Consider the following 22,282-nt stretch of genomic DNA (forward strand, 5'->3'; position numbering starts at 1 on the left):
TGTAACGTTTCGGTAACCCTCCTCGCGGGTCTGCGGGGAGAGGTTGCACAAATTTTGTTCGTAAGGTCTACTAACAAACATGTCCGTTTCGGATGAACAGCGTCCCGCCTCGCCGGTGGAGTACCTCGGCGTGAACACGCATGCCTTCGGCCCGGGGCGCCACCTGCGGTCCCGCTCGAAAGTGCTTCCGGAGCACGCGCGCGGACACAATCGCGCCCTGGTCCTGCAGACGCTGTACCACGCGGGAGCCATGAGCCGCGCTGACCTGTCCCGCGAGACGGGGCTGACCCGGGTGACCATCTCCGACCTGGTCGCCGAGTTCATCGCAGACGGCATCGTCATCGAGATGGGCGTCCGCGAGGCCGTCGGTCCCGGCAAGCCGCCGATCCTCATCGACATCGACCGCGTCGGTCACCAGATCCTCGGTCTCGATCTCTCCGGCCCCAGCGCCTTCACCGGTGCCGTCCTGAGCCTCGACGGCGACGTGCTCGAACGTCGTGAGGTGCCGCGCCCGGAGTCGCCCGACGGCGAAGCCGCCTATGCCGCGCTGCGCGAGCTCGCGCAGACGCTCATCGCCGCCTCCACCCAGCCGTTGCTGGGCGTCGGGATCGGCACGCCCGGTGTGGTGCGGCCGGACGGGGTCGTGCTGAGCTCACCGAACCTCGGATGGACGAACTTCCCGCTCGAAGCGAAGCTCGGGGTCGATCTCGACCTTCCCGTGCTCGCCAGGAACGACGCCAACGCCGCCGTGTTGGCCGAGTACACCTTCGGCGAAGCCAAAGCCGACTTCATGCTCATCAAGATCGGACGCGGCGTCGGTGCCGGTCTCATCACCGGAAGCCAGCCGCTGCTCGGGAGCCGCTTCGCCGCGGGGGAGATCGGACACGTCGTCGTCGGCACCGACGGCGGACCGCGATGCGCCTGCGGCAAGGACGGCTGCCTCGAGGCCTGGCTGAGCGTCAGCCGCCTGGGTGCCGCGATCGCTGCCGACCCCGACTCCCGCGACGACATCCTCCGTGACGCCGGGACCCGCATGGCGATCGCCATCGCCCCCATCGTCGCCGCGCTGGACCTGTCCGAGGTCGTCCTGTCCGGACCGGCCGACCTGCTCGACGGCATCCTGATCGACGCCGCCATCGAGACGCTCCACGCACGGACCCTCGAGGGCGTGTTCGAAGACGTCATCGTGCGCCTGACGCACCAGGACGACATCGTCCTGCGCGGTGCTGCGGTGATGGTGCTCTCCGGACAGCTGGGAGTGTCGTGACGTCCGCCTGCACCGACGCCGACACCACGGGGAGCCGCATCCGATGAAGGGTGCAGGAGCCGCCGACCGAGCCGGTCGGCAGATTCGAGTGGGCCTGGACGTCGGCGGCACCAAGATCGACGCGGTCGCCGTCGACGTCACCGGCGAGATCATCGGTCGCCACCGCCGACCGACCGGATGGGGCGAGGAGGCGGTCGTCGAGAGCATCGTGGCGTCGGTCGCCGCGCTCGCCGACGAGGCCGGCCTTCCGATCTCGCGCATCGGCTCCGTCGGCATCGGCATCCCGGGGTTGGTCGACGCCGAAGCGGGGCGCGTCGTCCACGCGGTCAATCTCGGCGTGGAGTCACTCGATCTCGCGGATCGAGCCGAGCGCGCCCTCGGAGTACCCTTCCGCGTCGAGAACGACGTGAAGGCGGCGGCCCTCGGGGCGGCCGTGCTCAGCGGGGTCACCGGGTCGATGGCATATCTGAATCTCGGTACCGGCGTCGCGGCCGGGATCGTGCTCGACGGACGCATCTGGCGCGGCGCCCGCGGGACGGCCGGTGAGGTCGGGCACATCTCGGTCGATCCGCACGGACGGCTCTGCGGCTGCGGGCAGCGCGGCTGTGTCGAGACCTTCTGCGGTGGGGGAGCACTCGCCAAGGCCTGGGGGCGGCCGGGGGCGCTGCCGATCAGGGACATCTTCGATGCCGCCGACGCCGGCGATCCCCTGGCGTCCGCCCTTCGCGATGATCTGTACCACGGCGCTGCGGCCGCGGTGCGGGTGCTCGTGCTCTCGGCGGATGTCGAGACCGTCATCATCGGGGGCGGGCTCACCGCGCTCGGTGACCGTCTCGAGAACGGTGTCCGCGCGGCGCTGCATGCGGGGGCGGAGGCGTCACCGTTCATGCGGTCGCTCCGGTTGGATGAGAGAATCGAACTGCTCCCCGCGGGATCTCCCGCTGCCGCTTTCGGCGCCGCACTCGTCGGCGCATCCATCACCGAGAAGGAGATCGTCCCGCATGGCTGAGGTCGTCATCGTCGAGAATGCCGAGGCCGCCGGCGCATTGGTCGCCACCGAGATCGTGGAGCTGATCGAGCGTCGTGCCGACGCCGTCCTCGGCCTCGCAACGGGATCGACTCCGCTGCCCGTGTATCAGGCTCTGCGCGCCCAGCTCGCCGGTCGTGATCTCTCGCAGCTGCGAGGCTTCGCCCTGGACGAGTACGTCGGCATCGATCCCGCGCACCCGGAGAGCTACCGGTCGGTCATCTCGCGCGAGGTCGTGGAGCCGCTCGGCCTCGATCCGGAGCGGATCCATGTGCCCAACGGTGCGCTCGCGACCATCCAGCACGCGGGTGACGACTACGAGGCCGCGATCGACGCCGCCGGCGGTGTCGACCTGCAGATCCTCGGGATCGGCACCGACGGGCACATCGGCTTCAACGAGCCGGGGTCCTCGTTCGCCTCGCGCACCCGTGTCAAGACCCTCACCGAGCAGACCCGCGAAGACAACGCCCGTTTCTTCGACTCGATCGACGACGTGCCGATGCACTGCATCACGCAGGGGCTCGGCACCATCCTGAAGGCGCGCCACCTCGTGCTGCTCGCGTTCGGCGAAGGGAAGGCCGACGCCGTCGCCCGCGCGGTCGAAGGGCCGCTCACCGCGCTCCTCCCGGGTTCTGCGATCCAGCTGCACCCGCACGCCACGGTCGTCGTCGACGAGGCCGCGGCGTCTCGCCTCGCCCTGGCCGACTACTACCGCTACACCTTCGCGAACAAGCCGGCCTGGCAGGGCATCTGACGCCGGAGGACGCGGTCAGTCCGCGAGCGGGGGCCAGGCGATCGGCAGCAGGTGCTCGATGCTCAGGGGCGCCAGCGGAAGTGTCGCGACATCGCTCGGGGTGATCCACCGCAGCTCGGCCAGCTCCGCCTGGACCGTCACGGACCTGGGATCGAGCGAGGCGGCGAAAGCCTCGGCCACGACACGGTGACCCGGCTCGTTCGCGGCCGCGGAGATGAAGGTGCCGAGGGGGCGGAGGTCGGACTCGTCGAGCAGCACCCCCAGTTCCTCGTGCAGCTCGCGGATCAGGGTCTGCGCAGCGGTCTCACCCTGCTCGGGTTTGCCGCCCGGCTGCATGAACCGGGTCGTCCCCTGTTTGCGCACGACCAGGACCCGGCCCTCGTCATCCGCGATCACGGCCGCGCTCACGTGGATGTCAGGCATCGGGGCTGAAGACCTTCCCGGGGTTGAGGATGCCGAGCGGGTCGAACACCGCGGCGATCTGACGCTGCAGCTGCCACTGGTCCTCGCCCAGCTCGTCGGCGAGCCAGCGGCGCTTGAGGACCCCGATGCCGTGCTCACCGGTCAGGGTCCCGCCCAGCCGGATCGCTGCGCGGAACAACTCGTCGGCCGCGGCCCAGACCTCCGGCGGTGCCTCAGGACCGTCGAAGAGGAAGTTCGGGTGCAGGTTTCCGTCGCCGGCGTGCGCCACGGTCGGGATCGTCAGCGCGTACTCCTGCTCGATGCGCGCGATCTCGTCGAACATCGCGGGCATCGCACTGCGCGGCACCGAGACGTCCTCGATGAGTGTGGTGCCGAGCGACGCCATCGCGGCGTGCATGGACCGGCGGATCGCGAGCAGCCGTTCCCCTTCGGCGCGGTCGCGCGAGACGACCGTGACCCCCTCGTGGGCGCGGAGGATCTCGGCGATCGTGGCGGCTTCGGCGACGGCCGCGGGGCCATCGGTCTGGATGGTCAGCTGGGCCGCCCCTGACGTGGGGGCGGGGAGCGAGAGCAACGCGTGCACGGCCGCGAGGCTGGCCGCGTCCATCAGCTCCATGATCGCCGGTTGCACGCCTGCGGCGGTCACCGCGGCGGAGGCCGCCGCAGCGGCGCGGACGCCGGGGAAGGTGGCGGTGATCGTGCAGGTCTCGCCCGGGACGAGCCTGCGCAGTTTCAGCGTCGCTCCGACCATCACGCCCAGAGTGCCCTCGGAGCCCACGACCAGCGCGGTGAGGTCGAGGCCCGTCACGCCCTTGACGCTGCGATGCCCGAGATGCAGCAGCCTGCCGTCGGCGAGGACGAGGTCGACGCCGAGCACGGCATCGCGCACGACACCGTACTTAGCGCACAGCAGTCCGCCCGCGCCGGTGGCGATATTGCCGCCGACCGTGGAGATGTCGCGGCTCGCGGGGTCGGGCGCCCACCAGAGCCCGTGCCGTGCGAGTTCGGTGTTGAGGTCGGCGTTGAGGATGCCCGGCTCGACGACGGCGAGCAGATCGTCGGGACGCACCTCGTGGATCTTGGTCATGCGCCGCAGGGACAGCACGATCTCGCCGCTGCCGGCGTTCGCCGCGCCGGCCAGACCGGTCCCGGCACCGCGGACGACGACCGGCGTACGGGTCTCGGTGGCGATGCGCATCGTCTTCTGGACGTCTTCGACGCATTCCGCATGCACGACGGCGAGAGGGCGTCCGGGTGCCGCGTGACCCGATCGATCGGCTCTGGCCTCCTCGAGCGAGGCCTCGTCGGTGTCGATGAGCGCGCCGAGCGACTCGCGCAGAAGCGTCAGAACAGTCACGACAGGGCACTCACGACAGGGCACTCACGACAGCGCGCGCCGACCGCTGAGCACCCCGGACACCACGGCCACGAGCGCGAAAGCCGTGCCGATCAGGGCCTGTCCCATCGACCACCACGCGATGGTCACACCGACGTAGATGAGCAGCTCGACCGCGGCGCGAAGGAACGGGTGCACACGGAGCACCGCCCGTGGCGAGAGGAACAGCGCCCAGATCACGACCACGATGACGGGTGCCCCGATGCCGACGATGATGTTCCACGGGAGGTCCCAGCGGGCGAAGCCCCACAGCGCGAGCGAGGCCACGGCGACGACCAGGACGACGGCGCGGACGATGTCGAGGACGGAGAAGGCCGGGCGGTCGACACCGGGGACGGGGGCGGAATCCGAGGGCATGGATCCAGTCTATTCGTCGGCGGGAGCGTCCTCGGTCGGGGCCGTGGAGTCATCCGCTGCTCCGGTGCCGGGCGCAGCGGATTCGGGAGCCGTGGACGCGGCAGGCTCGACCGCGGCGGGGTCCGTCTCCTGCGGGGTAGCCTCCGTGGGCTCCTCGTCTGCAGGTGCGTGGTCCACGGGGGTCTCGTCGGCAGGTGTCGTGTCGTCCGTCGGCGTCGTGTCGTTCGTGGACTCGTCGACCGGCGTCTCTTCTGCCGGGGGCTCCTCTGCCGGGGGGTCCTCGGGGTTCGGTTCCTCGGTCGCGGGGTCCTCGGTGTCCGGCTCCTCCGTCGGCGGAATCTCCCAGTCGCCCAGGAACCGGATCCCGATGACGCCGCCCTCAGGAGTGAAGTCCCGCAGCGGCAGGTGGATCAACGCCTGTTGTCCCACGGGGGGCGTGTGGGTGACGGTGACCTTCGTCGCCTCGGGCGCGGCGTTCTGAGCGACGCTCGGCGAGAAGACGAGCGTCCCCTGGCCGAACTCATCGAGGACGATGGTGTCGCCGCCGTCCGGGCTGTCGTCGAGCAGTCCCTCGACGGTCGCGCCCGGCGCACCGAAGATGATCACGGGATACTCCGCGACCTCGGGGTCCGGGGGATCGACGGGAGGCACGGGGTCGACCGGCTCGGGAGGCGCGACCGGAGCCACCGGGGCCACCGGGGTCACCGGGGCGACCGGAGGGGTCTCGACCGGTGGGGCCGCGTCCGCGGCGGGCGTCCTGGTCTCCTCCACAGGAGGGACCGGCGCAGGCGGAGGGGTGACCGGCCCGTCGATCACGACAGGTTCGTCGAGCGTTATCGACTCATCGGGTCCGACGTCCGAGGTGATCGACGACGGGTCGGTGTCGCCGGCACTGGGCAGCGACGTCTCCGGGTTCGCTCCGGCGAGTCCGGGGAGGATCGTCGCCGCAGCGACGACGCCGGCCACGACCAGAGCCGCGGATCCCGCTCCCACGAGTGCGCCGATCCCGGTGAAGACTCCGCCGGAGGCACCCGCGCCACCGGCACCGCCACCTGCGGCGCCGCCCGAACCTGCGCCGCCGCCGGAACCCGCGCCCGCGCCGGAGGCGGCCGTGCCTGCGGCGACGGCCCCGGCTCCTCCGTCGCCGCCGAAGACGGCACCGGGAATGCTGGACGGCATGGCCGCGAGAGCGACGATCGGGGCGCCTGCGCCTTGCAGGATCGCGAGGTAGCCCGAGGCGCCGGCGACACCCAGCACGAGAGGAAGCAGAACGAGGGCGAGACGCTGCGAGACATCCTTGGCCTCGGCAGCGACGATCATGCAGCGCGCGCAGTCGTCGAGATGCAGTTCGAGTCGCTTGTGGTCGCGCGTGCTGAGGTTGCCCCGCGAGTAGGCGCCCAGATGCTCGATGGTCCACTGGCATTCGGAGCCGTCTTCGGCGCTGCGCAGATGCGCCTGGATCCACGCTTCGCGGAGACCCTCACGTGCACGGAATGCCAGTTGCGACACGGCACCGGACTTCATCCCGAGGAGGTGACCGACCTCCTGCGGCTTCATCTGCTCGATCTCGGTGTACCACAGCACTTCCTGCCAGCGGGTGGGAAGACTGCGGAACGCCTGCGCGGTGAGGCTCCGGTCGAGCGCCTCGTTCGCCGCCTGGTCGGTGGTCTCGGGGTCGGCGACGGTGTCGAGTTCGTCGATCGCGGTCTCGCGACGGGCGCGTCCCCAGCCTGCCGCGGTGTTGCGGATGCTCGTGAACAGGTAGGCGCGGAACGACCCGTTCGGTCCGCCGCCCTTGATGATCGCCTGGTAGATGCGTGTGTACGCCTCCTGCACCAGGTCATCCGGGTCGATCGATGACGTGATGGATCGGGCGACCGTGATTCCCGAGGGGTAGTGGCGTCGCCAGAGTTCGCCGAAGGCCCCCGTGTCGCCCGAACGGGCGCGGAGGATCAGGTCGGCATCACCGATCAGTTCGTCGTGACTCGAGTTCTCTTCGTGCACAATCATCCATCTGTCGCTGGGCGCGGTTGCGCCTCTACAGGGTGAGACGCGTGGAGGCGCCGCTCATCACGCGACTTTTCCAGTCTCTCGCGAATCTCCCAGGGAAGCCACTCTTTCCCACGAAGTACGCAGACTTCCGGGGGCGCGCGTCGGCGGATCCGGTCCGCGTCCGAGCATGGAAACGCTGTTTCTCGAAGAATTTCGCGAAGTCGCGTAGTGAATCCGTGGTGCGACCGTCTCATCGTTAGGACAGCCGAATCGGACTCCGGGGGCGGAGTCCAGGCGCCGGTGCGAGCGGTATTCGCTTCGGTAGGGCGGTCGGGGCCTCGGGGGAGGTACCCCGCCCGTCCGTCTCAGGAGGGGGAGCGAGGCCGCCGTTCGGGGGAACGGCGGCCTCCCGCCCACACCGGGTGAGCGACGGAAAGAACTTCTCGAAGATTTTTCACGAAGTCGCGTAATGAATCGATGAGACCGTCGTCTCATCACAGAGAGACAGCCACGAAGAACTCCTCCGGGGGGCGGGTTCAGGCACTGGTGCGAGGGGTGAATGCGCCGGTGGGTCGGTCGGGAGCCTCGGGGGAGGAGTTCCCGGCCGCCCGTCTCTGCAGGGGACGGGCCGCCGATCTGGGGAACGGCGGCCCCCCGCCCTGTGCACGCACGACCGGAGAGCGCAGAGCTGTGCGTCGCGCGCGACGCAGGACCTAGGCGAGTCGGGGTCCTGACCAGACACGCGCGACGCGCAGTTCCGCATCCAGCAGCACGACGTCGCCGAGCATGCCGGGGCGCAGGCCACCGAGCACAGCGCCGCGTCCGATCGCCCGTGCCGGGGTCTCGGTGAGCGCCCGCACGGCCTCTTCGAGGGTCACGCCGGCAGCGACCGCGCGCTGCAGTGCGACGTCCTGGGTGAGCGTCGAGCCGGCGATCGAGCCGGTGTCATCCGCCCTGGCCACGCCGTTCTTCACCGTGACGCTGACCGCGCCGAGGTCGTAGTGGCCGTCGGCGCTTCCCGCCGCGGCCATCGCATCGGTGACGAGCGCGACCCGACCGGGTGCCGCGTCGAACACGAGCTTGACGACGTGCGGATCGAGGTGCACGTCGTCGGCGATCGCCTCGAGCACGACCCGGTGATCCGCCGCAGCGGCCAGCACCGGGCCCGGCGCACGATGGTGGATGCCCGGCATCGCGTTGAAGGCGTGGGTGAGGATCGAAGCACCGGCCTCGAAAGCGGCGACAGCCGTCGCGGCATCCGCGTCGGTGTGACCCACTGCGGCCGCCGAGCCTGCGGCCACGATCTGCCTGATCGCGTCGAGCGCGCCGGGGAGCTCCGGTGCGATCGTCACCTGGCGGACCGTGCCTCGCCCGGCATCCAGCAGTCGTGCGACGTCCGCGGCGACCGGATGGCGCAGCAGCGACGGCTCATGAGCGCCGTGATGGCCGGGGTCGAGGAACGGGCCCTCGAGGTGGGAGCCGAGGATGTCGGCGTCCGTCTCGGTCAGGTCGGCGATCAGGGCGACGTTCCGTGCGAGCGAATCCACCGATGCGGTCACCAGGGAAACGACGGCGCGCGTGGTGCCGTGGGCGCGATGCAGGTCGCGACCGATGCGGATGGCGTCGACGCCGTCGTCGAACGACGCTCCGGCTCCGCCGTGCCCGTGGATGTCCACGAAGCCGGGGGTGAGCAGGGCGCCCGCTCCGGCGACGGACGTGGCATCGACGACTGCATCCGCCGATGTCCAGTCCGAACCGGTGCCGCGGGCTGCGACGGTGCCCTCCTCGATCCGGACCCAGGCGTCTTCGGTGATCGCGCCGCCGTCGACGATGCGTGCCGAATGGATGACCAGCGAGCCGGTCGCGGAGGAGTGGGTGCTCAACGTTCGCTCCAGGGGATTTCTTCTGCGGGGTGGAAGTCGACCCCCTCAGCTTTCCACAGCGGCGCGAGCGCCCCGACCCGGACGCGGAAGGACTCCCAGGTGCGTTCCGGGCCTCCCTGCGGCGACCAGGCCACTTCGGCCTGCGCTGCCGCCCGGGGGAAGACCAGCTGTTCGACCTCGGCGAGGGTCCGGGTGGTCTCGGACCAGAGCGGAGCCTCCACGCCGAGGATCGCGGCGTCCGGCACGTCGAGGACGGAGGTCGGTTCCCACTCATACGCGGAGCGGACGTCGATGATGGCCGCCCAGGTGAGGCCGAGGGGGAAGTCCTCGGAGTACTTCATGTCGAGGTAGGTGACGTTCGCCGCCGACATGATCAGCGCGCCGCCGCGCTCGACGAAGTGGGCGGCCTCCTCGGCGTGCGTGCCCTCGGGGGTGGTCTTGCCCCAGTACTGGCCGACGGTGCCCTCGGCGATGTCTGCGGCCGAGCCCATCTCGTGCCAGGCGACCGGCGTCTTGCCGGCCTCGACGACGATCGCGGTGGCGCGCTCGGCGAACAGGTCGAAGTCGGCCTGCGGGGTGCCGAGCGATTCGTCGCCTCCCACGTGGATGTACGGTCCCGGGGTCATCTCGGCGAGCTCGCGGACGACGTCGCGCACGAACGCGTAGGTGCGCTCGTCGTGGATGCGGACGCTCGAGTGACCGACGCCCCAGCCGAGGTACGTCTCGCCGGCGACGGGCAGCGGCTGGCCGAGGCGAGCGGAGTCCGCGATCAGGTTGTCGTTCAGCACGGGTGCCTCGACGAGCTCGGGGTAGGCGACGCCGATCGCGTGGGTGTGGCCGGGCAGATCGATCTCGGGGATCACGATCATGTGACGCGAGGCGGCGTAGGCCACGATCTCGCGGTAGTCGTCCTTCGTGTAGAAGCCACCCGGGTCTCCGTTCGCGGAGGTGCCGGCCGCCCGCTCGGTGAGCAACGGCCAGGAGTCGATGTGCACGCGCCATCCCTGGTCGTCGGTCAGGTGCAGGTGCAGGTGGTTGAACTTCAGGGCGCTGGTGCTGTCGATGAACTTCTTCACGTCGTCGACGCCGAAGAAGTGCCGAGCCACATCGAGCATGACACCTCGTCGGGCGAAGCGCGGGGAGTCGGCGACGTCGGCACCGAGCAGCGCCCAGCCGGAGTCCTCCTGGCGCAGCAGCTGCAGCAAGGTCTGGACGCCGTAGAAGAGCCCGGCCTCGTCGGCGCCGACGAGGATCGCCCGCTCTCCGATCTCGAGCGTGTAGCCCTCGGGTGCGGAGGAGGCGGGGTCGACGAGGAGCTCGATCTCGGCGTCGGCCTCATCGACGAGGGCGAGGCGGATTCCGGTGCGGCGTTCGATCGCGTCGACCAGCTGTGCGGCGGCCGGGGAGGAGCCGAGCACGCGCGTCGTCGCGGTGAGCGGCATCCGTTCCTCCCGTGCGACGGCGGACACGGGCGCAGGGACGAGCGGAAGAGGATGAGGAAGGACCATGAACAAAACCTACCGGTCGTCGTGGCAGGAGGGAATGGGGGAATCGAAACGATTCTGCGCCGTCGTCGTCGCGACCGCGTGCGACGGCTCCGGCATCGGCTATGCTCGTAACCGTCGCGACTGGCGTCTGGGTGGACTACCACCGGGGAGCGACTGACCACGGAATTCGACCGCGCGCCTGGGCCGATAGGAACACCCCTTTCGAATCCGTTGTCAAAGGAGCACGTCATCATGACCGACCGTTACTTCAACGCCCCGCTCGCCGAAGTCGATCCGGAGATCGCTCAGGTCCTCGACCGTGAGCTGAAGCGTCAGCAGACCTTCCTAGAGATGATCGCCTCCGAGAACTTCGTTCCCGTCTCGGTGCTGCAGTCGCAGGGCTCGGTGCTCACGAACAAGTACGCCGAGGGCTACCCCGGGCGTCGGTACTACGGCGGCTGTGAAGAGGTCGACGTCGCCGAGTCCCTCGCGATCGAGCGGGCGAAGAGCCTGTTCGGTGCCGAGTTCGCGAACGTGCAGCCGCACTCCGGTGCCTCCGCCAACGCCGCGGTCCTCCATGCCATCGCCCGCCCCGGCGACACCCTGCTCGGCCTCTCCCTCGACCAGGGTGGTCACCTGACGCACGGCATGAAGATCAACTTCTCGGGTCGTCTGTACGACATCGTCGCGTACGGTGTCGACCCCGAGACCTCGACGATCGACATGGCGGAGGTGCGCCGTCTCGCGATCGAGCACCGACCCAAGGTCATCATCGCCGGCTGGTCGGCCTACCCGCGCACGATGGACTTCGCGGCGTTCCGCGAGATCGCCGACGAGGTCGGGGCTCTGCTCTGGGTCGACATGGCGCACTTCGCGGGTCTGGTGGCCGCGGGCCTGCACCCGAACCCGGTGCCCCACGCCCACGTCGTCTCGTCGACCGTGCACAAGACGATCGGCGGGCCGCGCTCGGGCTTCATCCTCACCAACGACGCCGACATCGCCAAGAAGATCAACTCCGCCGTGTTCCCGGGCCAGCAGGGCGGGCCGCTCATGCACGTGATCGCCGCCAAGGCGACCGCGTTCAAGCTCGCAGGCACGCCCGAGTTCAAGGAGCGCCAGGAGCGCGTGCTGCGCGGTGCCGCGCTCATCGCCGAGCGTCTGTCGATGCAGGACCTGAAGGATGCCGGTATCGCCGTGCGCTCGGGCGGCACCGATGTGCACCTGGTGCTGGTCGACCTGCGTGATGCCGAGATCGACGGCAAGCAGGCAGAAGACCTCCTGCACGACATCCACATCACCGTGAACCGCAACGCGGTCCCGAACGACCCGCGCCCGCCGATGGTCACCTCGGGTCTGCGCATCGGCACGCCCGCACTCGCGACCCGCGGTTTCGGGGACGCCGAGTTCACCGAGGTCGCCGACATCATCGCGCTCGCACTGCTCCCCGGTGCGGACGTGGAGTCGCTGCGTGCCCGCGTCGACGCCCTGGCCGCCGCGTTCCCGCTCTACCCGGACCTGCAGCAGTGACCGCGAAGATCCTGGACGGGAAGGCCGCATCGGCCGCGATCCGTGCGGAGCTCACCGAGCGGGTAGCCGCGCTGAAGGCGAAGGGGATCACCCCGGGCATCGCGACGGTGCTCGTCGGCGCCGACCCCGCCTCGCAGCTCTACGTGGGCATGAAGCACCGGCAGTCCGAGAGCATCGGGATGAACTCGATCCAGCGGGAGCTCCCGGCGGACGCCACGCAGGCCGAGGTCGAGGCGCTGATCGACGAGCTCAACGCCGATCCCGCGTGCCACGGGTACATCGTGCAGCTGCCTCTTCCGAAGCACCTCGACACGGACGCCATCCTCGAGCGGATCGACCCGGCGAAGGACGCCGACGGTCTGCACCCGACCAACCTCGGCCGCCTGGTGCTCAACGTCAACGGTCCGATCCACACGCCGTTGCCCTGCACACCGCGCGGCGTGATCGAGCTGCTGCTGCGCAACGACTACGACCTCAGGGGCAAGCACGTGGTCGTGGTCGGCCGCGGGGTCACGATCGGCCGTTCGATCGGGCTCCTGCTCACCCGTCGCGACCTGAACGCCACGGTCACGCTGACCCACACGGGCACGGTCGACATGCCTCGCTACCTGCGGGAGGCCGACGTCATCGTCGCGGCCGCGGGCGTCAAGCACCTCATCCGTCCCGAAGACGTCAAGCCGGGGGCAGCAGTGCTCGACGTCGGTGTGACCCGGGAGACCGACCCGGAGACCGGCAAGAACCTGGTGTTCGGCGATGTGGCGCCCGGCGTCGCGGACATCGCCGGGTACCTTTCCCCGAACCCGGGTGGCGTCGGCCCGATGACCGTCGCCCTGCTCATGACGAACGTCGTGGAGGCCGCAGAGCGGCTCGCCTGATCGCTTCCGGAGGGGTGCCCGCGTGGCGCATCCCTCCGGACGACGGTCAGCCGAGTTCGTCGAGCATCCGACGCTGTTCGGGGGTCAGGCCGTCGCGGAGCTCTTCGCGGGCAGCCGCCGTCTCCGGCGACTCCGACGCCGCGGTGTTCGTGGCGGGGGCGGGCTTCGACCGGCTGCCGCCCCTCACCTTCGCCTGCACGGAGTCATAGATCTCCGCGGTCTTGGCCCGCATCCTGTCATCGATCCGGTCGTAGATCACCCAGCCGAGGAGCAGAGCGACCGGCGGGAGCACGAAGCCCCAGAATCCCGAGGCGCGGACGCCGCTCAGCCACACCGTGAGCACCCAGATGATGAGCTCGACGACGTACACGAGCACGTACTGCACGACCTTCTCGCCGGCCTTCGTGCGCTCGGCGGCGGACTTCGCCGCCGACTTGCGGAACGCACCTGCCAGCAGAGGTTTCACGAAGAGAGCGGCGAGGGTCAGGACGACCGACGCCCACAGGGCGTTCAGGCCCACCGAGACACCGGGCAGCAGCACGCCGATCAGCAGCAGCACGGCGACGTTGAACACCGCGAGCGCGACGAATCGCACGATTCCGTTCTTCATGCGACCAGAATCCCACATCCGCCTTCGCGGACTCACCCCTGTGCGGTGAGGGTGCTCTCGATGCCGCTGATGCGGGCCTGCTCGTCGAAGCGGAACGTCGCCGTCCCGGAGGCATCCGTGACGATCGCGCCCGAGAAGGACTCGTCGGTCCAGGTGAGGGTCCAGCCTGCGAGCCGCGCGAGGTCCCACACCGCCGTGCGGGCGTCGGAGAGATCCATTCCCGAGAGCACGCGGGGCAGCGCGACGACGGCCACCGCGACGGTGAGCGGCGCGAGCGGAGCGTCGAGCAGGAACACCGCCCGGGTGCCGTTGCCGACGGGGGCCGAGTAGTAGGGCGAGCGTCCGGTGAGCTCGACCGCTGCGCCGCCGACCGTGTGCGCGGCCTGCGCGATCCACTCGTCGTCGCCCGAGGCTTCGGCGGGGAACGGCACCTCCGGCGTGGTCAGTTCGGTGATGCCGTGCGCGGTGCCGTAGGTGTGCAGCTGCGTCGCGATGCCCTGCGGGTCTCCACTGGGATGAGCCCAGGCCCAGAGCAGCGAGCGCGGCCCCGGTGCGATCGTGGCGATCAGGTGCGCGCGTGTGACGAGCTGGCGCGACGGGTCGTCGTTCGCGGTGAAGGTGAGCGTTCCCTGCGCCATGTCCGCGTCCCAGCGGTGCTCGCCGAGGGCATCGGCGGCGGCGGAGAGGGCGTCCTGGCGGAGCGCGACGAACAGAGCGGCACGGTCGGCGAGGGGCTGGAGCGCGGCGTAGGTCATGCCGACAGTCTCCCCGGAGATGCTATGAATCCGCTAGTTCGGCCGGGGTCTTCGTGACCGCTTCCGGTCGACCCATCCGCCAGACACTCGGCACCATCAGGGTGACCAGTGCGATCGACGCGTAGACGACGCCCGAGGTCACGAGCACGGTCGCAGGATCCGCGTGCGTGATCAGCCAGCCGTAGATCAGCGTGCCGATCGGCATCACGACGAAGCTGCCGAGCATGTCGTAGCTCGCGACCCGGGAGAGTTTCTCGCCGGGGATGTTCTCCATCATCGCGAGGTTCCATCCGGTGCTGAAGACCTCGGCGCCGGCACCCGCGATGAAGGCGGCCATCGCGAGGAGGACCACGGCGGGATGGACGCCCAGTATCGTCACCGGGATCGCGAACGCGGCGATGCCGATCATGCCGTAGCGCAGCGGTCTCCGCAGCGGGAACCACATCAGCAGCAGTGTCATCAGCAGCACGCCGGCACCCTCGGCGCTGAGCACCCATCCCCACCCCGTGATCCCGAGGAGGTCGTTGTTCTTCGCGATGTAGGGGCCGACCACGCCCCAGGCACCGATGTGGATCGCGTTCATGACCATGAAGGCCAGCACGACCGTCCACAACCAGGAGCGGCTCCAGAACTCCCGCCACCCGATCCGCAGGTCATGGAACATCGTGGTGCCGCCGGCATGCGAGGGCGGCGGCAGCTTCACGAGCGCGAGCACCGGGATCGCGACCGCCCAGCCCGCGGCCTGGACCACCATCGCCCACGCGGGGCCGGCCGTGGCCACGAGGATCCCGGCCAGGACCGGACCGCCGATCGTGACGGCGGAACGGACGAACGACAGCATCGCGTTGGCCTGTTGCAGATGCTCGGGGGTCGTGAGCTGCGGGATGATGCCCTGCATCGCGGGGAGCACGAAGGCGGTCGAAGCACCGTTGACGATCGAGAGCAGCACGAGCAGCGGAATCGTCGCATTGCCGGTGAACAGGAGGGCCGCGATCGCGCCGATGGACAGGATGTCCACCACGTAGCAGGCCTGGATGATCAGAGCGCGCGGCAGACGGTCGGCGATGACGCCGCCGAACAGCACGAACACGATGTTGCTGACGGTGAACGCGGTGAGGACGAAGGACAGCGAACGCGCGTCGTTGTCGATCTCCAGCACGGCGAACGCGAGTGCGATCGACGACATCGAGCCGGTGATCATGGTGATCGCGCGTGCCAGGAAGAACCAGCGGAAGTTCCGGTCCTGCATCGCGGCGAGGCCGCGGATCATCTCCTGGACTCGCTCGTGCGCATCCGATCATCTTGCCACGGCGGGCACCTTCGAATCGCGCACATGCTCCCCTCCAGGCCGCCGAGGCAGCCGGTTGCGCGATGCGAAGGGTCAGTAGCTGGCGCGTGCGGTCCCGTCCGCACGGATGAAGCGTGCGGCGAGGGCCTCGGAGGCACGGGCGAGCAGTGCGACGTCCGCGCCGACCGCCACGAAGTCGGCACCGGCGGCGAGGTAGGCGTCCGCCGTGGCGGGGTCGAAGGCGTTGACACCCACCGGTTTCCCGGCGGCCGTGACGGCATCGAACACGGTCTTGACCGCAGCCGTGACGTCGGGATGGGTCTGCTGACCGAGCAGGCCCATCGAGGCGGAGAGGTCGGACGGACCGACGAACACCGCATCGACACCGTCGACCGCGGCGATCTCGGCAGCGGCGTCGACCCCGGCGGTCGTCTCGATCTGGACCGTGAGGGAGGTGTGCTGCGCGGACTCCTGAAGGTAGTCGTCGACGCGGTTCCACCGGGCACTGCGTGCGAGCGCACTGCCCACCCCGCGGACGCCGGCCGGGGGATAGCGGGTGGCGGCGACCGCGGCGCGTGCCTCCGGGGCGGATGACACCATCGGGACGATCAGGTTCTGCGCCCCGAGATCGAGGACCTGTTTGATCGCGACGGTGTCGTTGGAGGGGACGCGCACGACCGGGGTGATCGGGTACGCGGCGACCGCCTGGAGCTGCAGGAGCACCGTGTCGAGGGTGTTCGCCGAGTGCTCCATGTCAATCAGCAGCCAGTCGAGTCCTGAGCCTGCGGCGACCTCGGCGAGGAGCGGGCTGCCCGAGCAGACCCACATCCCCACGGACGGACGATCGGTGGCGGCGAGCTGCTCTCGGAACGACGGATCTAGACGAAGCGACATGCGACAGTTCCCATCGGTCCGTAGTCGCACAGCACGTCATCGCCGCGCGACACCCACATCGGGCGCGTGAACGATCCTGCCAGGATGATCTCGCCCGCCTCGAGACGCGCGCCGTGCTGATGGAACTTGTTGGCGAGCCACGCCACTCCGGTGGCCGGGTGGCCGAGCACTCCGGCGGCGACCCCCGTCTCCTCGATCTCGCCGTTGCGGGAGAGGACCCCCGGCACCCATCGCAGATCGATCTCGTCCGGACGACGGTGGACCGTTCCGAGAACCATCGCGCCGTAGGCGGCGTTGTCGCTGATCGTGTCGACGATCGTGCGCCCCTCGAGCTCGATGTGGGAGTTCAGCACCTCGAGTGCCGGGACGGCGTAGTCGATCGCCTCCAGGGCATCCTCGAGGGTGCAGTCCGGCCCCTCGAGCGGCTTCTTCAGCACGAACGCCAGCTCGACCTCGATGCGCACGTTCGAGAAATGGTCGACCGGGATCTCTGCGCCCGACTCGTGGACGGTGTCGTCGAACATCACCCCGTAGTCCGGCTCGGTGATACCCGTCGCCTGCTGCATCGCCTTCGACGTCAGACCGATCTTGCGCCCGACGAGGCGGCGCCCCGCGGCGATCTGGGTGTCGCGCCAGACGCCCTGGATCGCGTACGAATCCTCGACCGTGGCCTCCGGGTATCGCGCCGTGATCCGCGGGATCACCGCGTGCGTGCGATCGGCTTCCGCGAGTTCTGCGGCGATCTGCGCGATCGTCTCCTCTGACAGCATCCGTGCCTCCTAGAGCTGGTGGCCCAGCTTGTACTCGCCCTGCTTGTACTCGGGCATCGACTTCTCGCCTTCGTCGGCACGCGTGTACGAGAAGCCGTCGGCGCCGATGGTCACCGCCATCTCGCTGGAGTCGGTTCGCGCGGTCACGGGCTGCGGGTTGCCATCGAGGTCGAGCACGAGCGAGGCGTCGGTGTACCAGGAGGGCACGACCGGGGTGCCCCACCAGTCGCGGCGCTGGTTGTCATGCACATCCCACGTCACGACCGGGTTGTCGGGGTCGCCCGTGTAGTAGTCCTGCGTGTAGATCTCGACACGGTGGCCGTCGGGGTCGCGCAGGTACAGGTAGAACGCGTTCGAGACGCCGTGACGACCCGGGCCTCGCTCGATCGCGTCCGACCGGCGCAGAGCACCGAGCTTGTCGCAGATCGCGAGGATGTTGTGCTTCTCGTGCGTGGCGAAGGCCACATGGTGCATGCGCGGACCGTCGCCTCCGGTGGTCGCGGTGTCGTGGACGGTCGGCTTGCGGCGCAGCCAGGCGGCGTAGACGGTGCCTTCGTCGTCCTGGATATCCTCGGTGACCCGGAAGCCCAGGTCCTGGTAGTGCCGCACCGCGCGCGGCACATCGGGGGTGACCTGGTTGAAGTGATCCAGACGCACGAGCTCACCGGGGGTGTGCAGGTCGTAGCGCCACGACAGACGCTCGACGTGATCCGTGGCGTAGAAGAACTCATAGGGGAAGCCGAGCGGGTCGACGACACGCACGGAGTCGCCGATGCCCTTGACGAAGCCGTTCTCGTTGCGGCGGACGTCGCAGCCCAGTTCGGTGTAGAACTCGACGGCGCGGTCGAGGTCTTCGGGCGTGCGCACCCGGTAGGAGAACGCGGCCACGGCGGCGATCGGCCCCTGACGCAGGATCAGGTTGTGGTGGATGAACTCCTCGGTCGAGCGCAGGTAGATCGCCTGCTCGTCCTCCTCGGTCACGTACAGGCCGAGGATGTCGACGTAGAACTGTCGCGAGGCGGCCAGGTCGGTGACCACGATCTCCATGTACGCGCACCGCAGGATGTCCGGTGGCGTGCTCTTCGGGGTCGTGACAGGGTTGTCCGATTGGATCGGTGCCTCCTGGCTCACGTAGTAGCCCGAGGAGGTCAGGGTCTTTGCGGTCTTGTCGGTCATGTCAGCGTCCTTGCTTTGGGGGTTCCGGTCGCGATATGTCAGCGTTCTGAGCCGAATAGGGTGACATATCGCGACCGGAGCGTGGGGAGAGGGTCAGTTCTTGCCGAAGGTCGGGTTGTGCGAGTGGGCCGCGAGCGTGATGTGCACGCTCTGCTGGTCGGTGTAGAAGTCGATCGAGCGGTAGCCGCCCTCATGGCCGAGGCCCGAGGCCTTCACACCGCCGAACGGGGTGCGGAGGTCGCGCACGTTGTTGCTGTTCAGCCAGACCATGCCGGCCTCGACGGACTGCGCGAAGTTGTGTGCGCGCTTGAGGTCGTTGGTCCAGATGTAGGCGGCGAGCCCGTACTTCGTGTTGTTCGCGAGCGACAGTGCCTCCTCGTCGGAGTCGAACGGCGTGATCGCGACGACCGGCCCGAAGATCTCCTCCTGGAAGATGCGGGCGTCGGGGGACACGTCGGCGAACACGGTGGGGGCGACGAAGTTGCCCTCCTCGAAGCCTTCCGGACGACCGCCACCGGCGACCAGGCGCCCCTCCGTCTTGCCGATCTCGACGTAGCTCATCACCTTGTCGTAGTGCTCGGGGTGGACGAGCGCGCCGACCTCGGTGGCCGGATCGTGGGGGTAGCCGACCTTCACGCGCTTCGCCTGCGCCGCGTAGCGCTCCACGAACTCCTCGTAGATCGAGCGCTCGACGAGGATGCGGGATCCTGCCGTGCAGCGCTCGCCGTTGAGGGAGAACACGCCGAAGATCGTGGCGTCGACGGCCGCTTCCAGGTCGGCGTCGGCGAAGACCACGGCCGGCGACTTTCCACCGAGCTCCATCGACAGGCCCTTGAGGAACGGGGCCGCGTTGCCGAAGATGATCTGTCCGGTGCGGCTCTCGCCCGTGAAGGAGATGAGCGGCACGTCGGGGTGCTTGACCAGCGCGTCGCCCGCGTCTTCGCCCAGGCCGTTCACCAGGTTGAAGACACCCTGCGGAAGACCGGCCTCCTCGAAGATGCCCGCCCACAGCGAGGCGGACAGCGGGGTGAACTCGGCGGGCTTGAGCACGACCGTGTTGCCGGTCGCGAGCGCGGGGCCGAGCTTCCACGACTCGAGCATGAAGGGCGTGTTCCAGGGCGTGATGAGGCCCGCGACGCCGATCGGCTTGCGGTTGACGTAGTTCATCTGGCGGCCGGGAACCTTGAACGCATCGTCCGACTGCGCCACGATGAGGTCCGCGAAGAAGCGGAAGTTCTCGGCGGCGCGACGGGCCTGACCCAGAGCCTGAGTGATCGGGAGGCCGGAGTCGTAGGACTCGAGCTCGGCCAGGCGGGCGTCGCGCGACTCGACGATGTCCGCGATCCGGTGCAGCACGCGCGACCGCTCGCGGGGGAGCATCCGCGGCCAGGGGCCCTCGTCGAATGCACGCCTCGCGGCGGCGACCGCGAGGTCGATGTCGGCCTTCTTCCCGGCGGCGGCGGTCGTGTAGGCCTGGTTGGTGACCGGGTCGAGGACATCGAACGTGTCGCCGTCGACGGAGTCGACGAACGCGCCGTCGATGTAGTGCTGGATGTGGTCGGGAAGGTCGGCGGGGATGCGCGAATCAGTCATGACGGTTCTCCTGTGGCGTGAGCGGTACGGGTGTGCAGCGCATCGAGGAACGCGTCCCTCGTGCGCCAACGGTGGTTGCGGGCGGCGAGCTCGATCTCGAGCGGGTCCGCCCCTTCGCGGATGAGTTCGAGGATCTGCGTGTGCTCGTCGACCGAGTGGTGGGCGCGCCCCGGGACGTACGCGAACGTGGTGTCGCGGATGCCGGAGAGCCGGGCCCAGCCGCGATGGACGAGGTCGAGCAGATGCGGGTTCGGGCACGGGGCGAACAGCACGGAGTGGAACTGACGGTTCAACTCCGTGAAGCTGTGTGCGTCGAAGTGGTCGAGCAGTCGCGTCATGCGCTCGTTCACCTCCGCGGCCTCGGCGAGGGCGTCGGCGTCGAGCAGCGGAGCGGAGAGCGCGGTGGCGGCGCCTTCGACGAGCCCCAGGGTCTGCATGGTGTGCGCGTACTCGCTCTCGTCCACGAGCGTCACTCTCGCACCGACGTTGCGTTCGAACGTGACGAGACCTTCGGCTTCGAGACGGCGGATCGCTTCCCGGACCGGAACCACGCTCATGTCGAGCTCCTCGGCGATCGCGCCGAGCACCAGGCGGTATCCCGGGCCGAAGACGTGTGCAGCGATGCGGGAGCGTATCCAGGTATACGCCTGCTCCGACTTGCTGGTGCTGGCGACCGTGGTCATCGCTGTCCCCGGTCGGACGTGGCGGCCTCGTAGCGGGCGCGCCACTCCGCGTTGAGGGGGAACAGTCCGTCGACCGGATGCCCGGCGGCGACCTGCTCGGCGATCCAGGCGTCCTCGATCTCCTGGGCGACCGCATCGGCGGCGACCTCTTCCGCCAGTCCGGGAGGGATGACGATCACGCCGTCGCTGTCGCCGACGATGATGTCGCCGGGCTGCACGGTCGCCCCGCCGCAGGAGATCGTGACATCCACGTCCCACGGCACGTGTTTGCGTCCGAGGACCGACGGGTGCGCGCCCTGGGAGAACACCGGCAGACCGATCTCGGCCACGGCATCGAAGTCGCGGACCCCGCCATCGGTGACCACACCGGCCGCCCCGCGGGTCTTCGCCCGAAGCGCGAGGATGTCGCCGAGGGTGCCCGTGGTGGCGTCGCCCCGTGCCTCGATGACGATGACCTCATCTTCGTCGACCGCGTCGAAGGCGCGCTTCTGGGCGTTGTACCCGCCGCCGTGGGTCGTGAAGAGATCTTCGCGGAACGGCACGAACCGCAGCGTCTTCGCGGTGCCGACGATCTTGCGACCCGGGATGTTGACCGACACCCCGTCGATGAAGCAGGAGTGGTGGCCACGCTTGCGGAGCTGCGCCGAGAGCCCGGCGGTCGGGGCTTCGAGGAGCAGCGTCCGCAGCTCGGGCGAGAGCGTGGGAGCCTTCTCGACAGGGGGGAGGCCGGCTTCCTCGCGCGAACCCCAGGCCTCGGTGCGCTGCAGATCGTCCACGGCGGGGAGTGAGCCGAGGTCGCCGTCGAACGGGACATCGCCCTGCGTCACGGTGGTGATGAGTCGGCCCGAGGTCGGGGCGCCGGGAGCGGTCGGGGCGTCCACCTCGACCTCGACGACGTCGCCGGGGACGATGACGGAGGAGCCGGCGGGGGTGCCGGTGAGGATCACGTCGCCGGGTTCGAGCGTGAAGTGCTGGGAGAGGTCGGCCACGAGCTGCGCGAGGGGGAAGATGAGGCCCGCCGTGGTGTCGTCCTGGCGGAGTTCGCCGTTGACCCAGGTGCGCACGCGGAGGGCTTCGGGGTCGACCGAGCGGGCGTCGATGACGTCCGGGCCGAGCGGTGTGTAGCCGTCGCCGCCCTTGGAGCGGACGTTCGAGCCCTTGTCGTTCGCGCGGAGGTCGTACAGGCCGAGGTCGTTCGATGCGGTGACCCCGCTGACGTGCGACCAGGCCTCGGCGAGCGGGACCCGACGCGCCGCCGTGCCGATCACGAGGGCGATCTCCCCTTCGAAGGCGAGCAGCTCGGTGCCGGCAGGGCGTTCGACCGTGCCTCCCGAGGCGGCGACGGAACTCGCCGGCTTGAAGAAGTAGGAGGGGGAGGCGGGGCGCCTGCCGCGCTGATCAGCACGGGACGCGTAGCTCAGATGGATCGCGATGATCTTGCCGGGGCGGCTGATGGTCTCCGTCACGGGGCGCCTCCTCGCGCTCGTCTGCGACGCCTTGTGCGTCGTATTCGAAATCATATATC

Annotated in this window: 20 protein-coding genes and 1 riboswitch; of the genes, 5 read left to right on the top strand and 15 right to left on the bottom strand. The window is 69.4% G+C overall.

The features are described 5' to 3' along the window. The first annotated feature begins 79 nt into the window (after positions 1–79). The 3 genes from FGL91_RS09805 to nagB are packed head-to-tail and all read left to right on the top strand — an operon-like array spanning position 80 to position 3,048. Positions 80–1,267, top strand: a complete 1,188-nt coding sequence (locus FGL91_RS09805; RefSeq protein WP_131492472.1) for an ROK family transcriptional regulator — start codon at positions 80–82, stop codon at positions 1,265–1,267. 43 nt (positions 1,268–1,310) lie between these two features. Continuing rightward, on the top strand, positions 1,311–2,276 hold the full coding sequence (locus FGL91_RS09810; protein WP_194239189.1) for an ROK family protein: 966 nt from the start codon (positions 1,311–1,313) through the stop codon (positions 2,274–2,276). Continuing rightward, positions 2,269–3,048, top strand: coding sequence for a glucosamine-6-phosphate deaminase (gene nagB / locus FGL91_RS09815; protein WP_047519835.1), 780 nt, complete (start codon positions 2,269–2,271; stop codon positions 3,046–3,048). The genes FGL91_RS09810 and nagB overlap by 8 nt, the downstream gene beginning before the upstream one ends. A 15-nt stretch (positions 3,049–3,063) precedes the next feature. On the opposite strand, the gene FGL91_RS09820 is transcribed toward nagB, so the two are convergent. The 6 genes from FGL91_RS09820 to FGL91_RS09845 form a co-directional block, all read right to left on the bottom strand. Beyond that, entirely contained in the window at positions 3,064–3,471 is a 408-nt protein-coding gene (locus FGL91_RS09820; protein ID WP_153243721.1) for an NUDIX hydrolase, read from the bottom strand. Further along, complete coding sequence (locus FGL91_RS09825; RefSeq protein WP_153243722.1) at positions 3,464–4,828, bottom strand: FAD-binding oxidoreductase; 1,365 nt, start codon at positions 4,826–4,828, stop codon at positions 3,464–3,466. The genes FGL91_RS09820 and FGL91_RS09825 overlap by 8 nt, the downstream gene beginning before the upstream one ends. 24 nt (positions 4,829–4,852) lie before the next feature. Then, on the bottom strand, positions 4,853–5,224 hold the full coding sequence (locus tag FGL91_RS09830; RefSeq protein ID WP_153243723.1) for a YrdB family protein: 372 nt from the start codon (positions 5,222–5,224) through the stop codon (positions 4,853–4,855). Between the two features lie 9 nt (positions 5,225–5,233). Then, positions 5,234–7,234, bottom strand: coding sequence for a sigma-70 family RNA polymerase sigma factor (locus tag FGL91_RS19260; RefSeq protein ID WP_153243724.1), 2,001 nt, complete (start codon positions 7,232–7,234; stop codon positions 5,234–5,236). Between the two features lie 695 nt (positions 7,235–7,929). Next, positions 7,930–9,099 carry an N-acetylglucosamine-6-phosphate deacetylase gene (locus tag FGL91_RS09840; RefSeq protein ID WP_131492465.1) on the bottom strand — a complete coding sequence of 390 codons (1,170 nt, stop codon included), beginning with the start codon at positions 9,097–9,099 and terminating at the stop codon, positions 7,930–7,932. Further along, the gene (locus FGL91_RS09845; protein ID WP_153243725.1) at positions 9,096–10,607 is read right to left on the bottom strand and encodes a family 20 glycosylhydrolase; all 1,512 of its coding nucleotides are present in this window, start codon (positions 10,605–10,607) and stop codon (positions 9,096–9,098) included. The genes FGL91_RS09840 and FGL91_RS09845 overlap by 4 nt, the downstream gene beginning before the upstream one ends. Before the next feature lie 106 nt (positions 10,608–10,713). Then, positions 10,714–10,798: riboswitch (ZMP/ZTP riboswitch) on the top strand. A 40-nt stretch (positions 10,799–10,838) separates the two neighbouring features. Between FGL91_RS09845 and glyA the strand changes: the two genes are divergently transcribed. Both glyA and FGL91_RS09855 read left to right on the top strand, forming a co-directional pair. Beyond that, positions 10,839–12,113: a serine hydroxymethyltransferase gene (gene glyA, locus FGL91_RS09850; RefSeq protein ID WP_153243726.1), complete on the top strand. Its 1,275-nt coding sequence runs from the start codon at positions 10,839–10,841 to the stop codon at positions 12,111–12,113. After that, positions 12,110–12,988, top strand: a complete 879-nt coding sequence (locus FGL91_RS09855; RefSeq protein ID WP_153243727.1) for a bifunctional methylenetetrahydrofolate dehydrogenase/methenyltetrahydrofolate cyclohydrolase — start codon at positions 12,110–12,112, stop codon at positions 12,986–12,988. Before glyA ends, FGL91_RS09855 begins: the two co-directional genes overlap by 4 nt. Before the next feature lie 46 nt (positions 12,989–13,034). Here the strand turns inward: FGL91_RS09855 and FGL91_RS09860 are convergent, their stop codons facing one another. The 9 genes from FGL91_RS09860 to FGL91_RS09900 form a co-directional block, all read right to left on the bottom strand. Next, on the bottom strand, positions 13,035–13,598 hold the full coding sequence (locus FGL91_RS09860; RefSeq protein ID WP_153243728.1) for a phage holin family protein: 564 nt from the start codon (positions 13,596–13,598) through the stop codon (positions 13,035–13,037). Positions 13,599–13,630: 32 nt separating this feature from the next. Then, positions 13,631–14,353, bottom strand: a complete 723-nt coding sequence (locus FGL91_RS09865; RefSeq protein ID WP_047522678.1) for a DUF6882 domain-containing protein — start codon at positions 14,351–14,353, stop codon at positions 13,631–13,633. 22 nt (positions 14,354–14,375) lie between these two features. Beyond that, on the bottom strand, positions 14,376–15,623 hold the full coding sequence (locus FGL91_RS09870; RefSeq protein WP_134353203.1) for an MFS transporter: 1,248 nt from the start codon (positions 15,621–15,623) through the stop codon (positions 14,376–14,378). Positions 15,624–15,734: 111 nt separating this feature from the next. Next, on the bottom strand, positions 15,735–16,535 hold the full coding sequence (locus FGL91_RS09875) for an HpcH/HpaI aldolase family protein (protein WP_153243729.1): 801 nt from the start codon (positions 16,533–16,535) through the stop codon (positions 15,735–15,737). Next, positions 16,520–17,305 (bottom strand): fumarylacetoacetate hydrolase family protein, encoded by a 786-nt coding sequence (locus FGL91_RS09880; protein ID WP_047522684.1) that lies wholly within the window; start codon positions 17,303–17,305, stop codon positions 16,520–16,522. Before FGL91_RS09880 ends, FGL91_RS09875 begins: the two co-directional genes overlap by 16 nt. A 9-nt stretch (positions 17,306–17,314) precedes the next feature. Next, positions 17,315–18,481, bottom strand: a complete 1,167-nt coding sequence (gene hpaD, locus FGL91_RS09885; protein WP_047522686.1) for a 3,4-dihydroxyphenylacetate 2,3-dioxygenase — start codon at positions 18,479–18,481, stop codon at positions 17,315–17,317. A 93-nt stretch (positions 18,482–18,574) separates the two neighbouring features. Beyond that, the gene (gene hpaE / locus FGL91_RS09890; RefSeq protein ID WP_131492449.1) at positions 18,575–20,074 is read right to left on the bottom strand and encodes a 5-carboxymethyl-2-hydroxymuconate semialdehyde dehydrogenase; all 1,500 of its coding nucleotides are present in this window, start codon (positions 20,072–20,074) and stop codon (positions 18,575–18,577) included. Beyond that, positions 20,071–20,757 carry a GntR family transcriptional regulator gene (locus tag FGL91_RS09895; protein ID WP_131492447.1) on the bottom strand — a complete coding sequence of 229 codons (687 nt, stop codon included), beginning with the start codon at positions 20,755–20,757 and terminating at the stop codon, positions 20,071–20,073. Before FGL91_RS09895 ends, hpaE begins: the two co-directional genes overlap by 4 nt. After that, complete coding sequence (locus FGL91_RS09900; protein WP_153243730.1) at positions 20,754–22,277, bottom strand: fumarylacetoacetate hydrolase family protein; 1,524 nt, start codon at positions 22,275–22,277, stop codon at positions 20,754–20,756. The genes FGL91_RS09895 and FGL91_RS09900 overlap by 4 nt, the downstream gene beginning before the upstream one ends. Positions 22,278–22,282: the final 5 nt, after the last annotated feature.

The organism is Microbacterium sp. CBA3102 (assembly GCF_007954505.1).
In the GTDB taxonomy this organism is placed as follows: Bacteria; Actinomycetota; Actinomycetes; order Actinomycetales; family Microbacteriaceae; genus Microbacterium; species Microbacterium aurugineum.